We start from the raw sequence: 20713 nt of genomic DNA, 5'->3' as shown, positions 1-20713 counted from the left end.
AAGAGGATGTTATGGAACAGATTAGATTGTCATTCCCGGCACATCGCGCCCTGCGAGGCCAAGCCCTGGCAGGGGTGGTGGGTTCCGGTGATATGGAAGTGCTGTACACCGCGGATAGCGGGCACAGCCTCACCGTTGAAATCACCACGTCGGTGGATAACAGCACCGCGCGCTGGAACGCGCTGTTCGAACGCCTGAACCTGACTAACGGCCTGCCCGCCGGAAAGCTGGTTATTCACGACTTTGGCGCCACGCCGGGCGTGGCGCGCATTCGTATCGAACAGGTCTTTGAAGAGGTGAACCATGCGTAACGACCGCAGTTTTATTGAATTACGCGCCCGTGAACGCGCCCACGCCCTGCTGGACGACGGCAGCTACCGCGAACTGCTCGACCCGTTCGAGGGCATCATGTCGCCGTGGTTGGGGCCGCAGGGGATCGTCCCGCAGTCCGATGACGGCATGGTGGTCGCCAAAGGCACCATCAACGGCCGGCCCGCGGTGGTGATCGCCATTGAAGGCACCTTCCAGGGCGGCAGCATGGGCGAAGTATCCGGCGCCAAAATGGCCGCCGCGCTGGAACTGGCGGCGGAGGACAACCGTAACGGTATCCCGACGCAGGCCGTGTTGTGTCTGGAAACCGGTGGCGTGCGCCTGCAGGAGGCCAACCTCGGTCTGGCGGCGATTGCCGATATCCACGCCGCGATTGTCGATCTGCGCCGCTACACGCCGGTCGTCGGCATTGTCGCCGGCACCGTCGGCTGCTTTGGCGGCATGTCCATCGCCGCCGCGCTGTGCAGCTACCTGATCGTCACCCGTGAAGCACGCCTGGGATTGAACGGCCCGCAGGTCATCGAGCAGGAAGCGGGCATCAAGGAGTACGACTCCCGCAATCGTCCGTTTATCTGGAGCATGACCGGGGGCGAAATCCGTTATCACAGCGGGCTGGTGGACGCGCTGGTCGGCGACGGCGTCAACGCGGTGAAAACCGCGATGAATGCGGCCATTGCACAAGGCGTACCGGCGCAGCATCGCAGCGATAAATACGCTGATTTTCTGGCCCGTCTGACCCGCTTCGACACCCGTCAGCAGGCCGACAGCGCGCAAATTCAACAGCTTTTTGCCGGGGAGGAAAAATGATGAATCAATTCAACAGCCGCGGCGCGTTATGGCTGAACACGCTGGCGCCGAACGCTACGCTGATGCCCGGCCTGTGCCCGTCCGTACAGGTCGCCGACGGTGAGCTCAACGGTGAGAGCGTGCGGTTTATCGCCGTCGTTCCCGATGCCGCCAACCACTATCCGCGTGCGGTACACGGCGAAGTCGGCCTGTTGGAAGGCTGGACGCTGGCGAAAGTGGTCAACGAGACCCTCGACGCCGATGCCGACCGCGCCGTTAAGCGCCCCATCGTCGCCGTGATCGATGTGCCAAGCCAGGCGTATGGCCGCCGCGAAGAGGCGTTCGGCATCCATCAGGCGCTGGCGGGCGCCGCGGGCGCCTATGCCAAAGCGCGCCTCGCCGGCCACCCGGTGATTGGCCTGATTGTCGGTAAAGCGATGTCCGGCGCATTTCTGGCGCACGGTTATCAGGCCAACCGGCTGATCGCGTTTAACGATAACGGCGTACTGGTGCATGCCATGGGCAAAGAATCGGCGGCGCGCATCACGCTGCGCACGGTCGACGCACTGGAAAAACTGGCCGCCGCCATTCCACCGATGGCCTACGACATCAGTAACTATGCCACGCTGGGTCTGCTTTCCGCACTGCTGGACATCAGCGACCCGGACGCGCCGACCGCCGGCGATCTGGCGCAGGTTATCGACTCGCTGAACGCCGCTATCCGCGATGCGCGTCAGGATCCCAGCCTGAAATCCCGCCTGGGCGCCGACAACCGCCGCAGCTCCGCGCTGGTGCGCGAACGTATGCGCGCCAGTTGGTAGCACGGAAGAACCAAACCGGCGGGCTCCAGCACCGCGTGCGTCGCACCGTCGAAGGCGGACGGAGCCGCCCACCGTAAAGAGATCCGGCGGGCTTGTCTCACGCCGCCGGTGACGGTTCGCCACCGCGGGACAGGCTGACCGCCGGATGAAAAAACCTGCCGAAAGCAGCCTTTGCCGGGCGCCTTTATATCGCCCGCGTTAGCCGTAATGCCGATTGGCGACGTTTTTAGTCAGGCGGGAAACGCAAGGGGGGTTCACGGAAGGACGCCTTCCCTTCGCGCTCACGGTGCTGACATTGATACGTCACTGACAACCATTACCCGCGTCAGGCGCTGCTTTTTGAAAATAATAACCATCGCGCCAGTGCTCTTTCCTTTTTATCTACAGGTGATTTATGACTTATGTGATTGTTCATGCTCTCGCGCCCATTTTCGTCATCATGCTGCTGGGCTTCTGGGCCGGCAAAGCCAAAATGGTCGATAACCAGAATGTATCCCTGCTCAATATTTTCGTGATGGATTTCGCGCTCCCCGCTGCGCTGTTCAGCGCCACCGTGCAGACGCCGTGGTCGGGCATCGTCGCGCATTCGCCGCTGATTGTGGTGCTGACGCTGGGAATGTGGATCACCTACGCCGCCCTCTACTTCCTGGCCACCGGCGTATTTAACAAATCGCCGCAGGACGCCGCCGTGCTGACGCTGACGGTCGCCCTGCCCAACTACGCCGCGCTCGGCCTGCCGATCCTCGGCAGCGTGCTGGGCGAAGGGTCATCCACCTCGCTTTCCGTCGCCGTCTCCATCGCCTGCGGTTCGGTACTGATGACACCGTTCTGCCTGCTGATCCTGGAACGCGAGAAAGCCCGCGCCGCCGGGGAAAACAGCGGCTCAACGTGGTCCATGCTGCCGGTGCTGATGTGGCGCTCGGTGAAAAAACCGATTGTGCTGGGCCCTCTGTTGGGGGTGGCGCTCTCCGCCATAGGTCTCAACATGCCGGAGCTGCTGCTGGCGGCCATCAAACCGTTGGGGTTATCGGCCACCGCGGCGGCGCTGTTCCTGACCGGCGTGATCCTCTCCGCCCGTAAGCTGAAGCTCAACACCATGGTGGTCAGCGCCACGATCGCCAAACTGCTGATCCAACCGTTTATCGCCTGGGGTATCGTTATCGCGTTTGGTCTGCACGGTTCCGTGGCGATCACCGCGATTCTGATGATTGCGCTGTCGGCCGGTTTCTTCGGCGTGGTGTTCGGCAACCGCTTTAACGTACAGTCGCCGGATGCGGAAGCCGTGCTGCTGTTAAGCTCGGTACTGTGTATCCTGTCGCTGCCGCTGTTTATCACCCTAACCGCTGGACTCTAATCATGTTATTCACGCCGCGCCCCCACGATCTGCTCTGGCTTCACGCCGCCGAGATGCTGGAAGACATTCAGGATGCGTGGGTCGCCAGCCAGTGGCGCGCCAGCTTGCCGGTGGTGGTGCGACGCGATGAGGACGCCGCCGGCCGCATTCCGGTCGGCGTGCGCGGCATCCAACGCGGGCAACGCGCCGCCGGCTGGGTGAATGCCGAGGCGATCGCCCGCCTCGTCACGCCGGAGAAGCTGGTCGACGCCGCGCTGCGGCGCTCGCCGTTTCGCGCCCAGCCGCCGGTGCGGGCGGCCGCCACGCTTGCCGCGTATAACTGGCCGTGGCCATGGGGCATCCTTGGCAGCACCGCCTATGCGCTGGCGACCGGCATCCCGGTACTGCATGCCGACAGCGATCTGGATTTGCTGATCCGCGCGCCGCTCGAACCGGCACACGAGGCACTGCTGCACTGGCAATCCGTCGTAGCGACGCTGCCGTGCCGCGTGGATACGCAGGTGGAAACCCCCGTCGGCGCATTTGCGCTCAATGAATGGCTGCGGGAAGGCCGCGCGCTGCTGAAAACCTCGCACGGCCCACGCCTGAGCGCTTCACCCTGGAGCAGGGAGGAACCATGAAAATTCTGTTTACGTTTCCCGGTCAGGGAACACAGTACCCCGGGATGTTGCACACCTTACCGCACGGAGACGTGCTTGAGGCCGCGCGCGCCGTTCTGGGCGCAGAAGCGGAAACGCTCGATTCGCCGCAAGCGCTGCGCCACACCCGCGCCGTGCAGCTGTGCCTGTTAATCGCCGGCGTCGCCTGGGCGCGGGAACTACAACAGCACGGCGTCCATCCCGATATCGTCAGCGGCTTATCCATCGGCGCCTACCCGGCGGCCGTGATCGCCGGGGCGCTGGATTTCACCGACGCGCTGCGTCTGGTCGCCCTGCGCGGCGATTTGATGGAACAGGCGTATCCGCACGGCTACGGCCTGACGGCCATCATGGGGCTGACCCGCGATCGCGTCGAAGCGCTGATCGCCGACAGCGACGTTTATCTCGCCAACCTGAATGCAGAAACGCAAATAGTGATTGCCGGCAGCGATGAGGCGATGGCGGCGGTGGCCCAAAAAGCGCTGGCGGCGGGCGCCGGCAAAGCGCAGCGGTTGGCCGTCAGCGTACCGTCCCACTGCGCGCTGCTGGATAAACCCGCCGCCGAACTGGCGCAGGCGTTTTCCACCGTGATGTTGGCTCGCCCACGCTGCGCCTATCTGAGCGGCAGCACCGGCCGCGTACTGTGGGATCCGGCGCGGATTGCCGACGATCTGGCATTCAATATGGCGCGAACGGTGCAATGGCAAGACGCCATGGTGTCGGCGAACCAGCGCGATGCCCGCTTGGCGATTGAAATGCCGCCCGGCGGCGTGCTGACCTGCTTGACGCGGCAGGCCGCCTGGCAAGGAGAGTGTCTTTCGCTAGAGCGCAGCGGCATCGACGTGGCGCGCCATCTGGCGCAGGTGTTCAGGCAGTGACGTTGAGACTGCGGGTGTACATGCGCCCTTCCGCCGCCAGCGCCAGCAGATCCGGGTCGCGCTCACGGTTATGGGCATAGACGATCGAAATCAGCTGGCGCATCTGGTACGGCTCCGCCAGCTTCAACAACTGTACATCCTGCTCATACACCTTTTTCATGCGGCCCGGAATCAACGCGAACCCTACCCCGGCCTGTACCAGGCTTATCATCGAGAAAATATCGTTCACCCGGGTCACGATCTTCGGTTCAAACCCGGCGACATGAAACGCCTCCTGAAAACCGTCATAGGTGGCGAACCCTTCGGCTAACGAGACAAACTTACGGTCGGCATAATCGCGCAAATCGGCAAGCTGATGGGTATCAAGCCGTTCGCTGGCGGGCGCGGCCAGAAAGATATCGTCATGAAACAGCGGGATCACATCAAACGTCGACCCGTTGAACTCGCCTTCGCGGGTGGAGATCAGGATCGCGTCCAGCGCGTCATCCTCCAGCATATTGAGCAACATGTGGTTCGACCCCATCGTCAAATCCAGCTCCAGCGACGGGCGTCTGAGCTTCATGCCCATAATAATGCGCGGCACGGTTTCCAGCGTCAGCGAATACAGCGTGCCGATGCGCAGCCGCCCCTGCCCGACGCCCGCGACCTTGCGAGTTTCTTCCAGGCCGCGCGTCATCAGGCCAATCACATCCTGGCAATACTCCAGCAGCGTCCACGCCGCAGGCAGCGGCACCAGGTTGCGGCCTTTATGGATAAACAGCGGACAGCCGACGCCCTCTTCCAGCGTATGTAACGCGCGATGTACGCTGACCCCGCTCAGCGCCAGCGCCTCCGCGGTGCGGGCGATGTTGCCTTTCGACATAAACATCATGAAAACGGACAGCTTGCGGAAAGTAATATCCTGATTAATCTCATCTTTCATTGCACGTTATCCTTAATGCGGCCGCGCCGACCCACAACCATGGCGACCGCCTGGCGGCCGCGCATCATCACCCGGCAGTCACGCGCCTTACTTCACGCTGAAGCTGTATTTACCCTGGCTTTTATGCCCATCCACAGACAACACATGCCAGTCGACGCTGTATTTTCCCGCGCTCAGCGGCGCGGCAAGCGGCGCCACCAACCGGGTTTTATCCGCCGCATCGACAACTGCCTTGCCGGTTTTTACCGGGCTCCCGGCAGCATCTTTAAGCTCAACGCCGCTGAAGGCAGCTTCAACGCCTTCGGTAAACGTCAGCGTCAGTTGCCCCGGCGCAACCGCTACTTCGCTCTTGTCGGCCGGTTCGGCGGACTTCAGGTGGGCATGAGCATAAGCCTGCGATACCGGGAGCAGCGCCATCACCAAAGATGCCGCTAACGTCAGGTGTTTCAATGAGTTTGTCATGGTCAAATCCAGTCAGCTGATAATAAAAAACCGCCGGGAAACCGGGCGGAAGCGAAAACATACGGCGTGGTCATGACCGCCGGGGATAACCTTACCCTGAGCCGGGCGGCGACCCTAGTAAAACAGAGCCTCCGCTGTCCCCCATACTGGCTGAACGCCCGTTATGGCCGCAGCCGCTATCGCGCATCAGGCAGAACATGGTACCCCGCGTGCAGCCGCCGCGCGTTACCCATCGGCCGGTGGTGCTCCTGTCTCTGACGTCATACACCACATCCCGCCCTCCTGTGCGGCCGTCTCCCGATAGAGTGACAGCAATCACATTGTCTTTAATTCGATAAACATTGGCCTGACATAGCAATATATGCCAGCGAGGTTGACGGATAATGCGCGTCAGGCAGAGAGTTCAGCCGACATGACGCCGTGCCCTCTCGGCAAATCTCCATTTAACTCAGTGGCAAACTTCCATGCGTATATCCATCAATGGTTTCTGGCATCAGGCCCGGGCGTTCATCCTGATTTACGCCTGTCTGTACCTCGGCAGCGGCATTGCCGCCCTCCTTCCCATCAGCATCCCGGGAAGCATCATCGGCATGCTGATCCTGTTTTTGCTGCTCGCCACCCAGTGGGTACCGGTGCCGTGGGCCAAACCGGGGTGTCACATACTGATTCGCTATATGGCGCTGCTGTTTGTCCCGATTGGCGTCGGCGTGATGCAGTACGCCGACCTGCTGCGTACCCAGTTCGGGCCGGTGGTGATCTCCTGCACCGTCAGTACGCTGATCGTGCTCGTCACGGTAAGCGGGTGCTCACACCTCGTTCATGGCCGCACGTCATCCCGGCAGCCGACCCAACCCAAGAAAGGAGCCGATCATGTGGCATGACATCTGGTGGTCGCTGCCGCTGACATTATTGGTGTACTTTGCGGTACGCCGTCTGGCACAACGGCTGAATACGCCGCTGTTCAATCCGCTGCTGATCTCCATGCTGGTGCTGATTGCCTTCCTGCTGGTCAGCCACATTCCCTACGCCCGTTATTTCAACGGCAGCCAGGCGCTGAATAGCCTGCTGCAACCTGCGGTGGTGGCGCTGGCGTTCCCGCTGTATGAACAGTTGCATCAGATCCGCATGCGTTGGAAATCGATCATTACCGTCTGCTTTATCGGCAGCGTGGTCGCTATGGCGACCGGCACCTGGATTGCCCTGCGGCTGGGCGCATCGCCCGCTATCGCCGCCTCCATTCTGCCGAAGTCCGTGACCACGCCGATCGCCATGGCGGTCGGCGGTAGCATCGGCGGCATCCCGGCCATCAGCGCGGTATGCGTCATTTTCGCCGGGATCCTCGGCGCTGTTTTCGGGCACAGCCTGCTGAACCTGATGCGTATCCACACCAAAGCCTCGCGCGGGTTGGCAATAGGCACCGCCGCGCATGCGCTTGGCACCGCCCGCTGCGCCGAGCTGGACTACGAAGAAGGCGCCTTCAGTTCGCTGGCGCTGGTGATTTGCGGGATCATCACCTCGCTTATCGCGCCGTTGCTGTTCCCGCTGTTGCTGGCGGTGGCGGGCTAGTCGCACTCTGGTGGGCTGCGGACTGATAGCGCGTCGGCGGTACGCCGAACATCTGGCGGAAGGCAAAGGTAAACGACGCGGTGCTGGAATAACCGAGATCCAGCGCCACCTGAGTGACGCTGCGGTTATCTTTCAACATGATGATCGACTCCAACAGCCGCAGACGCTTCTTCCATTCGCTGAACGACACGCCGGTTTCCTTCCTGAAACGGCGGGAAAAAGTCCGTACCGACATCCCGGTACGGGCCGCCCACGCCTCAATACCGTGCGCGGCATCCGGCGCTTGCTGAATATCGCGGCAGACCCGCACCAACACGACGGACTCCGGCCACGGTAGCGAGAAACCGGCGTCGGGTAACTGTCGCAACAACGTCGTCAGCACATCGACCATTTTGCCGTCATCCCCGGCCTCATCGTATTGTTCAGGTATATGCTCCGTCGCGTAGTGGATAAATTCCCGCACGAAATCGCTGATCACCACCACCTTGCTGCTGTCATGGTCAATCGCGGCATACTCCGGTTCAACATACAGACTCTCCAGCAGTACATTGCTGGTCGCCAGAATCTGGTGCGGCACATTGGCCGGGATCCAGACGCCGTAAAGCACCGGCACGATCAGCGTCTTCCCTTCAATCTCCATACGCATACCGCCTTCGCGCGCATACAGAAACTCGACAAACGGGTGCTGGTGCTGCGCCACCTGCGTTCCTTTCGTCAACGGGTAAGTCCGGAAATAGACCGAACGCGGCAGTGAGAACGGCGCCGGCGCGGGCATCGGCGCCGGTGCGGATAAAGACGGCATCACACTTGTCCTCTACTCAATGAAACTTGTCCTTATATAGTAAAACAGGACACGGCGATGTACCCAATAATAAGCCATTCTCCCTTTTCCCAGTCACCAGAGGGAATCGGTCATCATCAGGGACGACGGCACGTCATGACAGAAAAAACCCGCCGTTAATCAACGTGTTAATAGAAAAAAATGTTAATAGCATCATCGCCGATGATGCCGGCTCGCACCGTTCCTCCCGACCATTTTGGTTGAGAACCGGGCCGTTTCATGTGAAAGAGAGAACCCAATGAATGTGAATGTCTTTGTCACCTGCCTTGGCGATGCCCTGAAATCGCGGATGGCTCAAAACACCGTGCTGCTGCTGGAGCAGCTCGGTTGTCAGGTACATTTCCCGGAAAAACAGGGGTGTTGCGGGCAGCCCGCCCTCAACAGCGGTTATATCCAGCAGGCCACGCCGGGAATGAAAACGCTGATCGCCGCGCTGGAGGAGAATGACGACCCGATCATCTCCCCCGCCGGCTCCTGCACCAACGCCATCCGCCACTACGCCCATTGGCTGGCGGACGAGCCCGACTGGGCCGCCCGCGCCGACCGGGTCGCCGCCCGCATGTACGATCTGACTTCCTTTATCGTCAACCGGCTGGGCATCGCCGACGTCGGCGCCCGGCTGCCGGGGAAAGCGGTCTATCACCCGTCGTGCAGCCTGTTTCGCAAACTGGGCGTGCGCGATGAACCTCTTACGCTCTTGCACAATGTCCGCGATCTGGAACTGCTGCCGTTTCACGCCCAGGAGACCTGCTGCGGCTTTGGCGGCACCTTTTCCGTCAAAATGGCGGAAATCTCCGGTGAGATGGTGAAAGAAAAAGCGGCACACATCATGGCGGCCGCGCCGGACTACCTGATCGGCGCGGATATCAGTTGCCTGATCAATATCGAAGGCCGCCTGCGCCGCGAAGGCCATGCGGTCAAGGTGATGCATATTGCCGACGTACTGATGAGTCGCTAAGGAGATAACGTATGTACCTCAAAACCAGCGATGTGCCGTTTCGAAAACGCATCCGCCAGCAGATCGCCGACGACATCATGCGTCCGGCGGTCGCCAATGCTCAGGAGCGCATCGGCGCCAACCGGCAGAAAATGGTGGATGAACTGAGCCACTGGGACGACTGGCGCACGCGCGCGGCGCAGATTCGCGCCCACGTACTCGACAATCTGGACGCTTATCTCTATCAGCTGTCGGAGCAGGTGACGGCCAACGGCGGCAAGGTCTTCTTCGCCCAAACCCGTGAAGACGCCACCCGCTATATCCTGCAGGTGGCGCAGGAGAAAAACGCCCGCAACGTGGTGAAATCCAAATCCATGGTGACGGAGGAGATCGGCATGAACGCCGCTCTGCAACAAGCCGGGATTCAGGTGATCGAAACCGATTTGGGGGAGTACATCCTGCAACTGGACGACGACGCGCCTTCCCATGTGGTGGTGCCCGCCATCCATAAGGACAGGCATCAAATCCGCCGGGTCTTGCAGGAAAAACTGGGTTATGACGGCCCGGAAACGCCGGAGGCGATGACGCGCTTCATCCGGCACACCATCCGTCAAGAATTCCTCAACGCGGAAGTCGGCGTGACCGGCTGTAATTTCGCTGTGGCGGAGACCGGCTCGGTCAGTCTGGTCAGCAACGAAGGCAACGCCAGATTGTGTACCACCCTGCCCCGCACCCATATCGCCGTCATGGGCATGGAGCGCGTCGTACCCACCTTTGAAGAGCTGGATATTCTGCTGGCCATGCTGGCGCGCAGCGCGGTCGGCGCCCGCCTGACCGGCTACAACACCTGGCTCACCGGCCCGCGCGACGCCGACGGCGTGGACGGCCCGCAGGAATTCCATCTGGTCATCGTCGACAACGGCCGCTCGAAGATTCTGGGTTCGGCCTTCCACGACGTGCTGCGCTGCATCCGCTGCGGCGCCTGCATCAACACCTGCCCGGCTTACCGCCATATCGGCGGGCATGGCTACGGCTCCATCTATCCGGGGCCGATCGGCGCCGTCCTCTCACCGTTGCTGGGCGGCTATGAAGATTTCAAATCGCTGCCTTACGCCTGCTCGCTGTGTACCGCCTGCGACGATGTTTGCCCGGTACGTATTCCGCTCTCCGGGTTGATTCTGCAACACCGGCGCGTGCTGGCGGAAAACAGCATGACGCCGGGTACCGAGCGGCTCATCATGCGGCTGTTTACTTACGCCAATAGCCATCCGGGGATATGGAAAGTCGGCATGGTGGCCGGCGCCCATGCCGCCCGCTGGCTGATTCGAAATGGGAAAACACCGTTCAACCTCGGCGCTATCGGTGAATGGACGGAGGCGCGCGATTTACCCCATCCGGACGGCGAAAGCTTCCGCAGTTGGTTCAAAAAGCATCAGACACAGGAGCAGCAATGATGGAAAACCGCGATAAATTTCTGGCGACGATCGCCCGCCAGCTTGGTCGCGACCTGCGCCTGGCACCGACGCCGCTGCCCGCGCCGACGCACGACTACGCCGGAACGCGGCTGACGGATCTGACGCCGCAACAGCGATGCGACGCCTTTATCGACTACGCTTCCGGCGTGATGCTGGCGCATTGCGAGCTGACCCATGAAGCCGACGCCGCCGACGCGGCTGTCCGCCTGTGCGACCGTTACGGCCATGCGCCGGTGGTAGTCAGCGGCGACCCGCAATTGCAAGCGCTCGGTATTACCGATCGCCTGCGGCAAGCCTGCCAGGCCCACTGTTGGGACGCGCATCTGGGCGACGAAAACCTACGGCTGGCGGAGCAGGCCAAAGTCGGCGTGGTTTACGCCCGGTACGGTCTGGTCGAATCCGGCGGCGTGGTGCTGTTTTCCTCGCCGCAACAGGGACGCGCCATCAGCCTGCTGCCGGAGTCGACGATTTTCGTCGTGCGCAAAAGCACGCTGCTGCCGCGCGTCGCCCAGCTGGCGCAGGCATTACGCCAGTGGGTTCGGCAGGGCGAGCGCCTGCCTTCCTGCATCAATCTGATCGGCGGCCCCAGTTCCACCGCCGATATCGAGCTTATCAAGGTTGTCGGGGTTCATGGCCCGCTCAACGCGGCTTATCTGATCATTGATGACACGCCGGCGTCATAAGCGAGCTACGGGCGGCTGCTCGTGATGACGAAGACGCCGCCCATCTCGCTCGCTTCGTCACGGACAACCCGAAAGGCCGCCCCCCTGCAATCTGAAGGATGACGGGGATATTGATAGGAAAATAAGAGCCTATCCCAGTCGACGTTATTGGCGCAGCCAGTTTGGACTCGGGAAACCGCACAGAAACCGGCGCGTACACAGAGTACGTGAGGATTTCGAGCACTGCCCAGGGCCAAAATGGCAAGTGAAATAGTCCTAATGGGATAGGCTCTAAGCTGAATATTATTTCATTCACACCTTTTATGAATAAAATATCGTTCGGTTAAAAAATTAAATTAATTAACAATCAGGCAAAATTAACATCCCATTCTTAAATAAGCTCAGTGACAGAAAAGCGGCAAAAGCGTGAATGCCGATGTGCTTATTCCGCTAAATGATTCGGGTGAACAAACACAACCGACACCCTTGTTATATAAAGTAGGCCGGGTATATTGCCTTCAATGATAAAAAGGCATCTAATAGCCGGTAATTTTGCTCACCCCGGCGTAACACATGACGTTCAAGCAACTCGAAGCACTTTATTGGGTCGCCCAGTTAGGCGGCTTTTTACCTGCCGCAATAAAGTTGCACACCACCCAATCCGCTATATCCAAACGCATACAGGAATTAGAAAGTTTATTGGATGTCGATTTATTCGACCGGCATCAGCGCACTTCTCGTCTGACGGAAAAAGGCGAAGAGATGATGATTCTGGCCAAAAGAATGCTGGATATGCGAACCGCTTCGCTGGAGCAAATCAGCTCGCCGCACGTTATCGAACGCACCATCCGTATCGGGGTGACGGAGCTGACGGCAATGACCTGGCTGCCCCGGCTGATCGCACTGATCCAGCGCAATTACCCTCGGGTGACGGTTGAGCCTGACGTCGATATGAGCCTTAATCTCCGGGAAAAGCTGTTCACCGACGATATCGATCTGATGATCGTGCCCGACGCCTTCGCCGAAGCCCGTTTCGCTTCACAGCCTGTCGGCCAGGTTGAAAACGTCTGGATGTGCAAACCGGGATTGCTTGACCACACCCAGCCGATTCAGTTGCACGAACTGGGCAAACATAAACTGTTGATCGATAAATCCGGCTCCGGTCTGCTTTACCACCGCTGGTTTAAATCGATCGGTTTTAAACCGACGGATAAACTCATCAGCAACAGTATTGTCGCGTTGATGGCGTTAACCATTTCCGGTCTGGGCGTCGGTTATTTTCCCCGGCACTGCCTGCAACAGTTGGTGACGATGGGAAAATTGGTGGAACTGGATATTTTCCCCGCATTACCGCTCACAACCTATGTTGCCATGTATAAAGCGGATGTTCGCAGCGAACTGGTTTCGTCTATTATTATGCTGGCTCAGGATTGCTGTAACTTTAATACGATTTTACGCAGTGAACCTTAAAAAAAACGTATTAATCCCCGGCATAGAAATACCGACACTGACAAATAAAAAATCGCTTCCTGATATTCAGAAAGCGATTTTAAAATCACATTAACTTATATCAGACGGCATCAGCCGGGATAAATACCGCGCTCTTTTCTTGCCGTCAGAATACGCTCACAGGCCACAATATAGGCGGCGGTTCTTAACGTACACTCTTTCTCTTTGGCTTTATTCCAGACATGCGTGATCGCATCACGCATAATTTTATCCATGCGGGCATTGATTTCATCTTCAGTCCAGAAATAACTGGCGATATCCTGCACCCATTCAAAATAGCTGACCGTCACCCCGCCGGCGTTACAAATGACGTCAGGAACCACCGTGACGCCGCGCTGCGTCAGGATGTCGTCGGCTTCCGGATAGGTCGGCCCGTTGGCGCCCTCCAGCACCAGCCGGCAGCGCAGGCGTTGCGCGATATCGGCGGTGATTTGCCCCTCCAACGCCGCCGGAATGAGAATATCCATGTCGATATCCCAGAAGCTGTCGCCCTCAATGGCCTCCGCGCCGGGGAAACCGGCAATACCCCGGTGCGTTTTTTGCCATTCCACCAATTGTTCAACCTGAATGCCGTCGCGGTTATACAGGGTACCGGTGTGATCCTGCACACTGACAATATGGGCGCCGGATTGGGCGAACAGCAAAGCCGCTTCGCTGCCCACATTGCCAAAACCCTGCACCGCCACCCGCAGGCCCGCCACCTCGATCCCCAACTGCCTGGCCACTTCGGCGCCGGTAACGAACACACCGCGCCCGGTGGCCCTCACACGCCCCAGCGACCCACCAAGATGCACCGGTTTACCCGTGACCACGCCAGTCACCGTCGTCCCCATATTCATGGAATAGGTATCCATCACCCAGGCCATGACTTTGGCATTGGTGCCTACGTCCGGCGCCGGAATATCCTGCTGAGGGCCGATGATCAACCCAATTTCACTGGTGTAGCGCCGGGTCAGCCTTTCCAGTTCGCTCTCCGAGAGCGACGACGGATCGACCCGAATACCGCCTTTGGCGCCGCCGAACGGCAGATTGAGCGCGGCGGATTTGATCGTCATCCAGGCAGACAGCGCCATCACTTCGTTCAGGTCTACGTCGGGGTGATAACGAATGCCCCCTTTGCCCGGCCCGCGCGATAGATTGTGTTGCACACGAAACCCTTCGAAATGCCGGATGGAGCCATCGTCCATCACGATGGGAATATCCACAATCAACGCACGTTTGGGATGACGCAACGTATCAATCCACGGCGACAACTCCCCCAGATAGGGAGCAACGCGATCAATCTGCGCCAGGTAGGTTTTCCATGCTGTTGTAGCGTTTTCACTGACATAAGAAAGCTGAGACATAATAACGATCCTGTATCAATCAATGATCTGGAACTGCTCGACGGTATCACTTCATTATGTATAACCGCGGCGAGCGGTTATTCCACCGCAACCCGAAAATCTTACGACGATGCCCCCGCGCCAGCCGATGCCGCGGTAAGAAATCATGCCAAATAGCGCCGATGCAAACAGGATGGCGGTCACATATGCCATGAAAATCAGGATGCTGTCATCCTGCCCTGCCGCGTCAGCCTGACGATCAACAACCCGGTCAGCGTCACATTCACCAACGACAGCACCGTCACCGCCAGCAACACGCTGCGGGCGCCGCCGAACTCAAACAGATAGCCGCTGAGCAACGGCGTCATCGCCTGCCCGATCAACGACGGGCGGGCGATTTTCCCCATCACCACGGCAAACTCTTCCGGGCGCAGAATGACCAACGGCAAGGTGCCGCGCACAATGGCGCGCATCCCATTGCCGGCGCCGTATACCACCACCGCCAATGCGGCATGCGCCGGGAATACGGCGATAAACACCACGCCAAGCAACACCAGCGTGACGGAAAACAGCAGCGACCAAACCGGATGACGAATGCGCGCCACCATATCCAGCACCCGCACCGCCACCTGGCTCGGCCCGATTAGCGCGCTTACGCCAATCGCTGCGGCAAGGCTTAGCCCTTCATCTTGAAGAATATCAATCAGTTGTACCGACATAACGGTCATCGTCACCGCTGAAAGCATGAAGATATTGGCCAACAGCAGGTACAGCCGACGATCAACAGTGACGGCGATGGTCTGTGAGTGCGCGGCATTGGTACGCGCCTTCCGGGCAACTGGCAAGGTAGTGCGGTAGACCGGCCAGACAACAGCGACCAACAGGACGGCCCACAACACGCAGGTATGTCGCCATCCCCAGTGGGCAACGCCGAACGCCAGCAGCGGCCAGGCGACCGTAGTGCAAAAACCGGAAATCAGCGTGATCAGCGTAATGGCGTGTTTCGCCTGTTTGCCGTAACAGTCGCCCAACGTGGCATACAGCGCGTCGTACAACCCCATCGCCATTGCTACGCCCAGCACCACCCAGGCGCCTATGAACATCGGCAGTGTGGTGGAATACGCCATCAGTAACATGCCAAGCGCCGTGACGATGCCGCTCCAGGCCAGCATGTCGCGGCCGCCATGGCGAGAGATGTACCTACCGCACCGGGGCATCACCAGACCGGACACCAGAATCCCGATCGACAGGGAGCCGTACACCCACTGACGTCCCCACCCGGTCTCCGCCATAATCGGCCGGGCCAGTACGGACAGCACGAAGAAGGATCCCCCCCCACACCAGTATTTGCGCCACGCCAATCATCACGATGGCTAACAATGTCGGGCGATCATTGACGACATGCACCCCCACATCCGAATAAGACTGACTCACCACACACTCCCGCCACGCGCTCCCGAGAACCGGTCACGCTTCCTAAACATGACTCGTCGGAAACTTTTCAACGCGGTTCCGACATTTTTTTCAATTAAAACAGATAGAAAGTGCCGTGACGAACGAGTTAATTTCTCGCTGTCAGATGAAAAAAAGCGATATGAGCGTGGCGTATGCCATCAAAAAAAGCGGCAGGCCACACCGTATCGGGCAGAGCAACGGAGCCAGGTAACGTCAGAGGCCGTCGGTGGAATAGTGGAATGCTGGAATAGTGGAATGCTGGAATGGCGCACCGCGCTACCGACATGGACAGGAAATTGGCCGTCAAGACCGAGAGCAAGCAGTTGTTGGCGTTATAGGCTAACTTCATTACCATGTCTCGTTTGCATCAATGTCTTGCCGGTAGACGTCACTCAGAGGAGACCAGGTTGTCCTTTTCTCAAACTTCCCAGATCTATTGGATGAATAGAAAACGGGCCGCCATCCTGTTTTCCTGTATGTTGCTAAGCGCATTTCTGGTGATCAGTTGGAGCAGTTATCAGGTCGCCCGCCACTCGCTATTCGACGAGATTTCAGAAAACTCGCTGCCGCTCACCAGCGACAATATCTACTCCGAAATCCAACGCGACCTGCTCAATCCTATTTTCATTTCATCGTTGATGGCGCACGACACCTTCGTCAAAGACTGGGTGCTGGCGAATGAAACGGATCCACAAGCGATGATTCGCTATCTCAGAGAGATAGACCGCCGCTTTAACACGGTGGTTTCCTTTTTTGTTTCCAATAACACCCGCCGCTATTACGACCCGGACCGGATAAACCACACGCTTTCCGAGCAATCACCGGAAGACCAGTGGTTTTTCGACATCAGGAATGCGCAAAGTAGCGACCCTTACGACATTGAAATCCATACCGATCCGGAAAATCGCACCCGGGTGGATATTTTCATCAACTACAAGGTGTTCGACTACAACGGTAATTTTATCGGCGTCACCGGCGTCGGCCTGCCGGTACAGCGGGTGACTCAACTGATTGAAACTTACGAACAACGCTACAACCGCACCATCTACTTTATCGGTGAAAACGGCGATGTCATGCTGCACAGTAAAACATTTCGCCGCGAACTGAACATTCATCGTCAACCGGGATTACAGCAGCTGGCGACCCAAATCCTGACGGCGCCCGGCGGTAACTATCAGTACCGCTTGAACGATGACAATATCTTTCTGAACACCCGCATTATTCCGGAGTTTGGCTGGAAACTGATGGTGGAACAAAATAGCAATCCGCACGACCAGCGATTGTGGTTCATGCTGCTGAAAAACACCGGCCTCAGTATTCTGGTCAGCGTCACCATGCTGATATTGATCTGGTTAACCATCGGCGCCTACCAGCGGCGGCTTGAGCTGATGGCGACCACCGATAAACTGACCGGCTTGATGAACCGACAGGCATTTGAATACATCGTCCGGACGCTGCGCATGAAGCAATCGGCGCAGCACCACACCTTTTCCCTCATTCTGATTGATTTGGATCACTTCAAAAAAATCAACGATAAGTACGGGCACAACATCGGCGATCGGGTGCTGGTGCGCGCCGCCTCGCTGATAAAACGCGCGATTCGCAAAACGGACTTCGCCTGCCGCTGGGGCGGCGAAGAATTCGTGGTACTGCTGGGGGAGTGCTCGCTGCATCAGGCTCATCAAATCGCCGAGAAGATACGTCAGGCCGTCCGTTTTGCGCTGGTATCGCACCGGCATCAGGTCATCGACCTCACCCTCAGTTGCGGCGTGGCGGAATCCCATTCGGGCGAGAGCCTCGACCATCTGGTACAGCGCGCCGACAAAGCGCTGTACCAGGCCAAGCGCCAGGGGCGAGATCGGGCGGTCATGGCGGACTAACCACGCCGATACCGTTTCGGCCCTGCCATGATCGGGCCGAAAACGCGCCTGAAGGTGCCGACAGTTCGGCACCTGGCAATAACGTCTGTATGCAGGCCGAGCCAGCTCGATGGCTCAGGCTTGAGCGCATGGCATGACGTTATCCCCGTCATGACCGATGTTCAGGAGCCCAGGTAATTGAAGATGGTCGCCCCCTGCTCTGCCGACGACACCGCTTGTCGGAAAACCGAGAACAGCTCCCGGCCAGACCCGGCATGCTCGCGCGTCAGATCGATAACCGCGTTATCCCGTTGGCTGATATCCGTCAACACATCCATCCGCCCGCTGGCGGCGTCAACCCGCACCCGATCGCCGTCACGCAGACGCGCCAGCGGCCCGCCGCGCTGCGCTTCCGGCGAGAGGTGGATCACCGCCGGCACCTTGCCGGAGGCGCCGGACAGGCGGCCATCCGTCACCAACGCCACCTTCAACCCGGCTTTCATCAGGTTGCCGAGAATCGGCATCAATGTATGCAGCTCCGGCATCCCGTTCGCCGCCGGGCCGTTATAGCGCACCACAATCACCACATCCTGGGTAAATTCGTTGGCCTGATAGGCTTTTTCCACATCATGCTGCGATGCAAACACCCGTACCGGAGCCTCGATGAAATGGTGCTCCGGCGCGACCGCGCTGATTTTGATCACGCCGCGCCCCAGATTACCCGATACCACTTTCAAGCCGCCTTGCTGGCTAAAACAGGCGCCCGCAGCGGCAATCACGCTCGGGTTGGTTGATGCGCCGGCAGGACGATAAATCACCTGTCCGTTCTCCAGTTGCGGCGTTTTCAGGTAGTCCGCCATCACGCCAAAGACCGGTGTCGCCTCCATATGCAGTAAACCGCGTTCCGCCAGCGCGCTCATCAGCGCCGGCACGCCGCCGGCCTGCTGGAATTCGTTGATATCCGCCGGGCCGTTCGGGTACATCTTCGCCAATAGCGGCACCGCCTGCGACAGCGCGTCCAGGTCGTCCCAGGTCAGCATGAACCCCGCCGCCGCCGCCACCGCCACCAGATGGATCGAGTGATTGGTGCTACCGCCCGACGCCAGCAGCGCCACCAGGCCGTTGACGATCGCTTTTTCATCCACCACCTGATACAGCGGACGATACTGCGTGCCGTTCTGCGCCTGCGCCGCGACCTGTTCGGCGATCATGCGCGTCAGCGCCGCACGCAGCGGCGTATTCGGCGCAACAAACGACGCTCCTGGCAGCATCAAGCCCATGGCTTCAAACACCAGTTGGTTGGTATTGGCCGTACCGTAGAAGGTGCAGGTGCCCGGCGAGTGATAGGCATCGCACTCCATCTGCAACAGGGCGTCTTTCCCGACCTGACCCGCCGCATACTGCTGTCTGACCTTCACTTTTTCGTCGTTGCTGATCCCGGTCGACATCGGGCCGGACGGCACAAACGCGGTCGGCAGATGGCCGAACGACAATGCCCCCATCAGTTGGCCGGGCGCGATCTTGTCGCACACGCCGAGCAACAACGTCGCATCAAATGTATTGTGACTCAGAGAGATCGCCGTCGCCTGTGCGATGGCATCGCGGGAAAACAGCGACAGATCCATGCCGTCCTGCCCTTGCGAAATCCCGTCGCACATGGCAGGCACACCGCCGGCAATCTGGGCGCTGTGCCCCAGTTCCGCCAGTACCGCTTTGATCTGATCCGGGTAGCCGCCATACGGCTGATGCGCGCTCAGCATATCGTTGTAGGCGGTGATGATGCCGACATTGGCGCGGGTGAAATCGAGAATGGCGCTCTTCTGCGACGAAGAGCAGGCGGCGACGGTATGCGCCAGATTGCCGCAGGAGAGCTGCTTACGGGTTTTACCGTTCGCACCCTGCGTGCGCATCCGCGTCAGATAGCGGTCACGGGTCTGGCGGCTACGTTCGGCAATCCGGCGGGCAACCTGTTCAATCACAAGATTCATGACACCACCTCCAGATGCCGCTCGGACAGACGTTCGATGGCCTTAAGACAGCGCGCCACCACGTCGTCAAACGAACCGGCGATATCAATGTTCACCACATCGGTTTCCTCCGCCAGCGGCGCTTCCAGCGTATCGAACTGGCTTTTCAGCAATTCTACCGGCATGAAATGGCCGTTACGCGCCTGCATCCGCTGCCGTACCAGTTCGAAATCGCCGGCCAGATGCAGAAAGACGACACGCTGATTACCGTCGCGGATCTGATCGCGATATTTCTTTTTTCAACGCGGAACAAACGATGATGCCGGTTTCGTTTTTCTGTTCGAGACTGAATGCCGCATCACGGATGCGTTCCAGCCAGGGGGCGCGATCCTCGTCATTCAACGGCTGTTTACTGGCCATTTTTAGAATGTTGTTGCGCGGATGCAAATCGTCGCCATCAATAAATTTAGCCGACAACGCTTGAGCCAGCGCGGCGCCCACGGAGGATTTTCCGGTACTGGACACCCCCATCAGAATAAAGCTACGTCCCGTCATGATTTGGCCTCGGTCTCAAAAATTTTCATTACTTTCGTCACTACCGGCGACTCTATCACGTTACCGGTAACATGTTACCGGTAACAATCAAATTTGTGACAAATGCCGCAAATCAGCATGCCATTCAAACCCTGCGCTAAGCATCAATAGCCGCGGGTTTATAGGCAACACATAGGATTGCGTTATAGACGGAAGAAGGGGCCGGAAAGAAGAAGACTGATCGCACGGTTATTTCATCACATCGGGCGACTCGTTATCTTGTGGAGGGATAAAACCGGTTGATCAAATTTCATGTGTAGAATTAAGCCGAGGTACTACGCAATTCGGCAATTATAGCTTTACAATCTTAAAGCTGAGTCCCGTGATTCTTC

General features: G+C 58.9%; 19 protein-coding genes and 1 pseudogene. 13 read left to right on the top strand and 7 right to left on the bottom strand.

Annotated elements, in window-relative coordinates; genetic code table 11:
• Positions 1–11 precede the first annotated feature (11 nt).
• The 6 genes from mdcC (at position 12) to mdcH (ending at position 4807) form a co-directional block, all read left to right on the top strand.
• Positions 12–311 carry a malonate decarboxylase acyl carrier protein gene (gene mdcC, locus DPA2511_RS06405; protein WP_012764866.1) on the top strand — a complete coding sequence of 100 codons (300 nt, stop codon included), beginning with the start codon at positions 12–14 and terminating at the stop codon, positions 309–311.
• Entirely contained in the window at positions 304–1137 is an 834-nt protein-coding gene (locus tag DPA2511_RS06400) for a biotin-independent malonate decarboxylase subunit beta (protein ID WP_012764865.1), read from the top strand. Before mdcC ends, DPA2511_RS06400 begins: the two co-directional genes overlap by 8 nt.
• On the top strand, positions 1137–1937 hold the full coding sequence (mdcE, locus tag DPA2511_RS06395; RefSeq protein ID WP_026595131.1) for a biotin-independent malonate decarboxylase subunit gamma: 801 nt from the start codon (positions 1137–1139) through the stop codon (positions 1935–1937). The genes DPA2511_RS06400 and mdcE overlap by 1 nt, the downstream gene beginning before the upstream one ends.
• Positions 1938–2331: 394 nt before the next feature.
• On the top strand, positions 2332–3291 hold the full coding sequence (locus DPA2511_RS06390) for an AEC family transporter (RefSeq protein WP_012764863.1): 960 nt from the start codon (positions 2332–2334) through the stop codon (positions 3289–3291).
• 2 nt (positions 3292–3293) lie between these two features.
• Positions 3294–3911, top strand: coding sequence for a malonate decarboxylase holo-ACP synthase (locus DPA2511_RS06385; protein WP_012764862.1), 618 nt, complete (start codon positions 3294–3296; stop codon positions 3909–3911).
• Positions 3908–4807, top strand: coding sequence for a malonate decarboxylase subunit epsilon (mdcH, locus tag DPA2511_RS06380; RefSeq protein ID WP_012764861.1), 900 nt, complete (start codon positions 3908–3910; stop codon positions 4805–4807). Before DPA2511_RS06385 ends, mdcH begins: the two co-directional genes overlap by 4 nt.
• Here the strand turns inward: mdcH and DPA2511_RS06375 are convergent.
• Complete coding sequence (locus DPA2511_RS06375; RefSeq protein WP_012764860.1) at positions 4797–5729, bottom strand: LysR family transcriptional regulator; 933 nt, start codon at positions 5727–5729, stop codon at positions 4797–4799. The genes mdcH and DPA2511_RS06375 overlap by 11 nt on opposite strands.
• A gap of 87 nt (positions 5730–5816) precedes the next feature.
• Complete coding sequence (gene copC, locus DPA2511_RS06370; protein WP_012764859.1) at positions 5817–6191, bottom strand: copper homeostasis periplasmic binding protein CopC; 375 nt, start codon at positions 6189–6191, stop codon at positions 5817–5819.
• Between the two features lie 464 nt (positions 6192–6655).
• Between copC and DPA2511_RS06365 the strand changes: the two genes are divergently transcribed.
• Both DPA2511_RS06365 and DPA2511_RS06360 read left to right on the top strand, forming a co-directional pair.
• On the top strand, positions 6656–7072 hold the full coding sequence (locus DPA2511_RS06365) for a CidA/LrgA family protein (protein WP_012764858.1): 417 nt from the start codon (positions 6656–6658) through the stop codon (positions 7070–7072).
• Positions 7062–7757 carry a CidB/LrgB family autolysis modulator gene (locus DPA2511_RS06360; RefSeq protein WP_012764857.1) on the top strand — a complete coding sequence of 232 codons (696 nt, stop codon included), beginning with the start codon at positions 7062–7064 and terminating at the stop codon, positions 7755–7757. The genes DPA2511_RS06365 and DPA2511_RS06360 overlap by 11 nt, the downstream gene beginning before the upstream one ends.
• Here DPA2511_RS06360 and DPA2511_RS21200 read toward each other — a convergent pair.
• Positions 7711–8559, bottom strand: coding sequence for a helix-turn-helix domain-containing protein (locus tag DPA2511_RS21200; RefSeq protein ID WP_012764856.1), 849 nt, complete (start codon positions 8557–8559; stop codon positions 7711–7713). The two genes, DPA2511_RS06360 and DPA2511_RS21200, sit on opposite strands and share 47 nt — an antisense overlap.
• Before the next feature lie 277 nt (positions 8560–8836).
• Between DPA2511_RS21200 and DPA2511_RS06350 the strand changes: the two genes are divergently transcribed.
• From DPA2511_RS06350 to DPA2511_RS06335, 4 genes are all read left to right on the top strand, one after another.
• Positions 8837–9556: a (Fe-S)-binding protein gene (locus tag DPA2511_RS06350; RefSeq protein ID WP_012764855.1), complete on the top strand. Its 720-nt coding sequence runs from the start codon at positions 8837–8839 to the stop codon at positions 9554–9556.
• Positions 9557–9567: 11 nt separating this feature from the next.
• Positions 9568–10989, top strand: coding sequence for a LutB/LldF family L-lactate oxidation iron-sulfur protein (locus tag DPA2511_RS06345; protein WP_012764854.1), 1422 nt, complete (start codon positions 9568–9570; stop codon positions 10987–10989).
• Positions 10989–11693 (top strand): LutC/YkgG family protein, encoded by a 705-nt coding sequence (locus DPA2511_RS06340; protein ID WP_023638195.1) that lies wholly within the window; start codon positions 10989–10991, stop codon positions 11691–11693. Before DPA2511_RS06345 ends, DPA2511_RS06340 begins: the two co-directional genes overlap by 1 nt.
• A gap of 552 nt (positions 11694–12245) precedes the next feature.
• Positions 12246–13142 carry a LysR family transcriptional regulator gene (locus DPA2511_RS06335; protein ID WP_012764852.1) on the top strand — a complete coding sequence of 299 codons (897 nt, stop codon included), beginning with the start codon at positions 12246–12248 and terminating at the stop codon, positions 13140–13142.
• A gap of 110 nt (positions 13143–13252) precedes the next feature.
• Here DPA2511_RS06335 and DPA2511_RS06330 read toward each other — a convergent pair whose 3' ends face one another.
• Both DPA2511_RS06330 and DPA2511_RS21195 read right to left on the bottom strand, forming a co-directional pair.
• Entirely contained in the window at positions 13253–14527 is a 1275-nt protein-coding gene (locus DPA2511_RS06330; protein WP_012764851.1) for a Glu/Leu/Phe/Val family dehydrogenase, read from the bottom strand.
• Positions 14528–14724: 197 nt separating this feature from the next.
• Complete coding sequence (locus DPA2511_RS21195) at positions 14725–15825, bottom strand: MFS transporter (RefSeq protein ID WP_318903311.1); 1101 nt, start codon at positions 15823–15825, stop codon at positions 14725–14727.
• A gap of 576 nt (positions 15826–16401) precedes the next feature.
• Between DPA2511_RS21195 and DPA2511_RS06315 the strand changes: the two genes are divergently transcribed.
• The gene (locus DPA2511_RS06315) at positions 16402–17841 is read left to right on the top strand and encodes a sensor domain-containing diguanylate cyclase (RefSeq protein WP_035049490.1); all 1440 of its coding nucleotides are present in this window, start codon (positions 16402–16404) and stop codon (positions 17839–17841) included.
• Positions 17842–18002: 161 nt separating this feature from the next.
• On the opposite strand, the gene edd is transcribed toward DPA2511_RS06315, so the two are convergent.
• A complete protein-coding gene (gene edd, locus DPA2511_RS06310) occupies positions 18003–19808 on the bottom strand; it encodes a phosphogluconate dehydratase (RefSeq protein ID WP_012764848.1) in 1806 nt (601 codons plus the stop codon).
• A pseudogene (locus DPA2511_RS21190) lies at positions 19805–20342 on the bottom strand (gluconokinase). The gene edd and the pseudogene DPA2511_RS21190 overlap by 4 nt, the downstream one beginning before the upstream one ends.
• Positions 20343–20713: the final 371 nt, after the last annotated feature.

The organism is Musicola paradisiaca NCPPB 2511, from assembly GCF_000400505.1.
Classification (GTDB): domain Bacteria; phylum Pseudomonadota; class Gammaproteobacteria; order Enterobacterales; family Enterobacteriaceae; genus Musicola; species Musicola paradisiaca.
This window is presented reverse-complemented; position numbering and strand designations above follow the sequence as displayed.

What these genes read in the sequence shown, in the direction of transcription:
- DPA2511_RS06315 (WP_035049490.1), top strand. Translation starts at nt 16,402, where the DNA reads ATGAATAGAAAACGGGCCGCCATCCTGTTTTCCTGTATGTTGCTAAGC.
- DPA2511_RS06400 (WP_012764865.1), top strand. Translation starts at nt 304, where the DNA reads ATGCGTAACGACCGCAGTTTTATTGAATTACGCGCCCGTGAACGCGCC.
- DPA2511_RS06335 (WP_012764852.1), top strand. Translation starts at nt 12,246, where the DNA reads ATGACGTTCAAGCAACTCGAAGCACTTTATTGGGTCGCCCAGTTAGGC.
- mdcC (WP_012764866.1), top strand. Translation starts at nt 12, where the DNA reads ATGGAACAGATTAGATTGTCATTCCCGGCACATCGCGCCCTGCGAGGC.
- DPA2511_RS06340 (WP_023638195.1), top strand. Translation starts at nt 10,989, where the DNA reads ATGGAAAACCGCGATAAATTTCTGGCGACGATCGCCCGCCAGCTTGGT.
- DPA2511_RS06345 (WP_012764854.1), top strand. Translation starts at nt 9,568, where the DNA reads ATGTACCTCAAAACCAGCGATGTGCCGTTTCGAAAACGCATCCGCCAG.
- DPA2511_RS06365 (WP_012764858.1), top strand. Translation starts at nt 6,656, where the DNA reads ATGCGTATATCCATCAATGGTTTCTGGCATCAGGCCCGGGCGTTCATC.
- DPA2511_RS06350 (WP_012764855.1), top strand. Translation starts at nt 8,837, where the DNA reads ATGAATGTGAATGTCTTTGTCACCTGCCTTGGCGATGCCCTGAAATCG.
- DPA2511_RS06360 (WP_012764857.1), top strand. Translation starts at nt 7,062, where the DNA reads ATGTGGCATGACATCTGGTGGTCGCTGCCGCTGACATTATTGGTGTAC.
- DPA2511_RS06330 (WP_012764851.1), bottom strand. Translation starts at nt 14,527, where the DNA reads ATGTCTCAGCTTTCTTATGTCAGTGAAAACGCTACAACAGCATGGAAA.
- edd (WP_012764848.1), bottom strand. Translation starts at nt 19,808, where the DNA reads ATGAATCTTGTGATTGAACAGGTTGCCCGCCGGATTGCCGAACGTAGC.
- DPA2511_RS06385 (WP_012764862.1), top strand. Translation starts at nt 3,294, where the DNA reads ATGTTATTCACGCCGCGCCCCCACGATCTGCTCTGGCTTCACGCCGCC.
- copC (WP_012764859.1), bottom strand. Translation starts at nt 6,191, where the DNA reads ATGACAAACTCATTGAAACACCTGACGTTAGCGGCATCTTTGGTGATG.
- DPA2511_RS06375 (WP_012764860.1), bottom strand. Translation starts at nt 5,729, where the DNA reads ATGAAAGATGAGATTAATCAGGATATTACTTTCCGCAAGCTGTCCGTT.
- DPA2511_RS21200 (WP_012764856.1), bottom strand. Translation starts at nt 8,559, where the DNA reads ATGCCGTCTTTATCCGCACCGGCGCCGATGCCCGCGCCGGCGCCGTTC.
- DPA2511_RS06390 (WP_012764863.1), top strand. Translation starts at nt 2,332, where the DNA reads ATGACTTATGTGATTGTTCATGCTCTCGCGCCCATTTTCGTCATCATG.
- mdcE (WP_026595131.1), top strand. Translation starts at nt 1,137, where the DNA reads ATGAATCAATTCAACAGCCGCGGCGCGTTATGGCTGAACACGCTGGCG.
- mdcH (WP_012764861.1), top strand. Translation starts at nt 3,908, where the DNA reads ATGAAAATTCTGTTTACGTTTCCCGGTCAGGGAACACAGTACCCCGGG.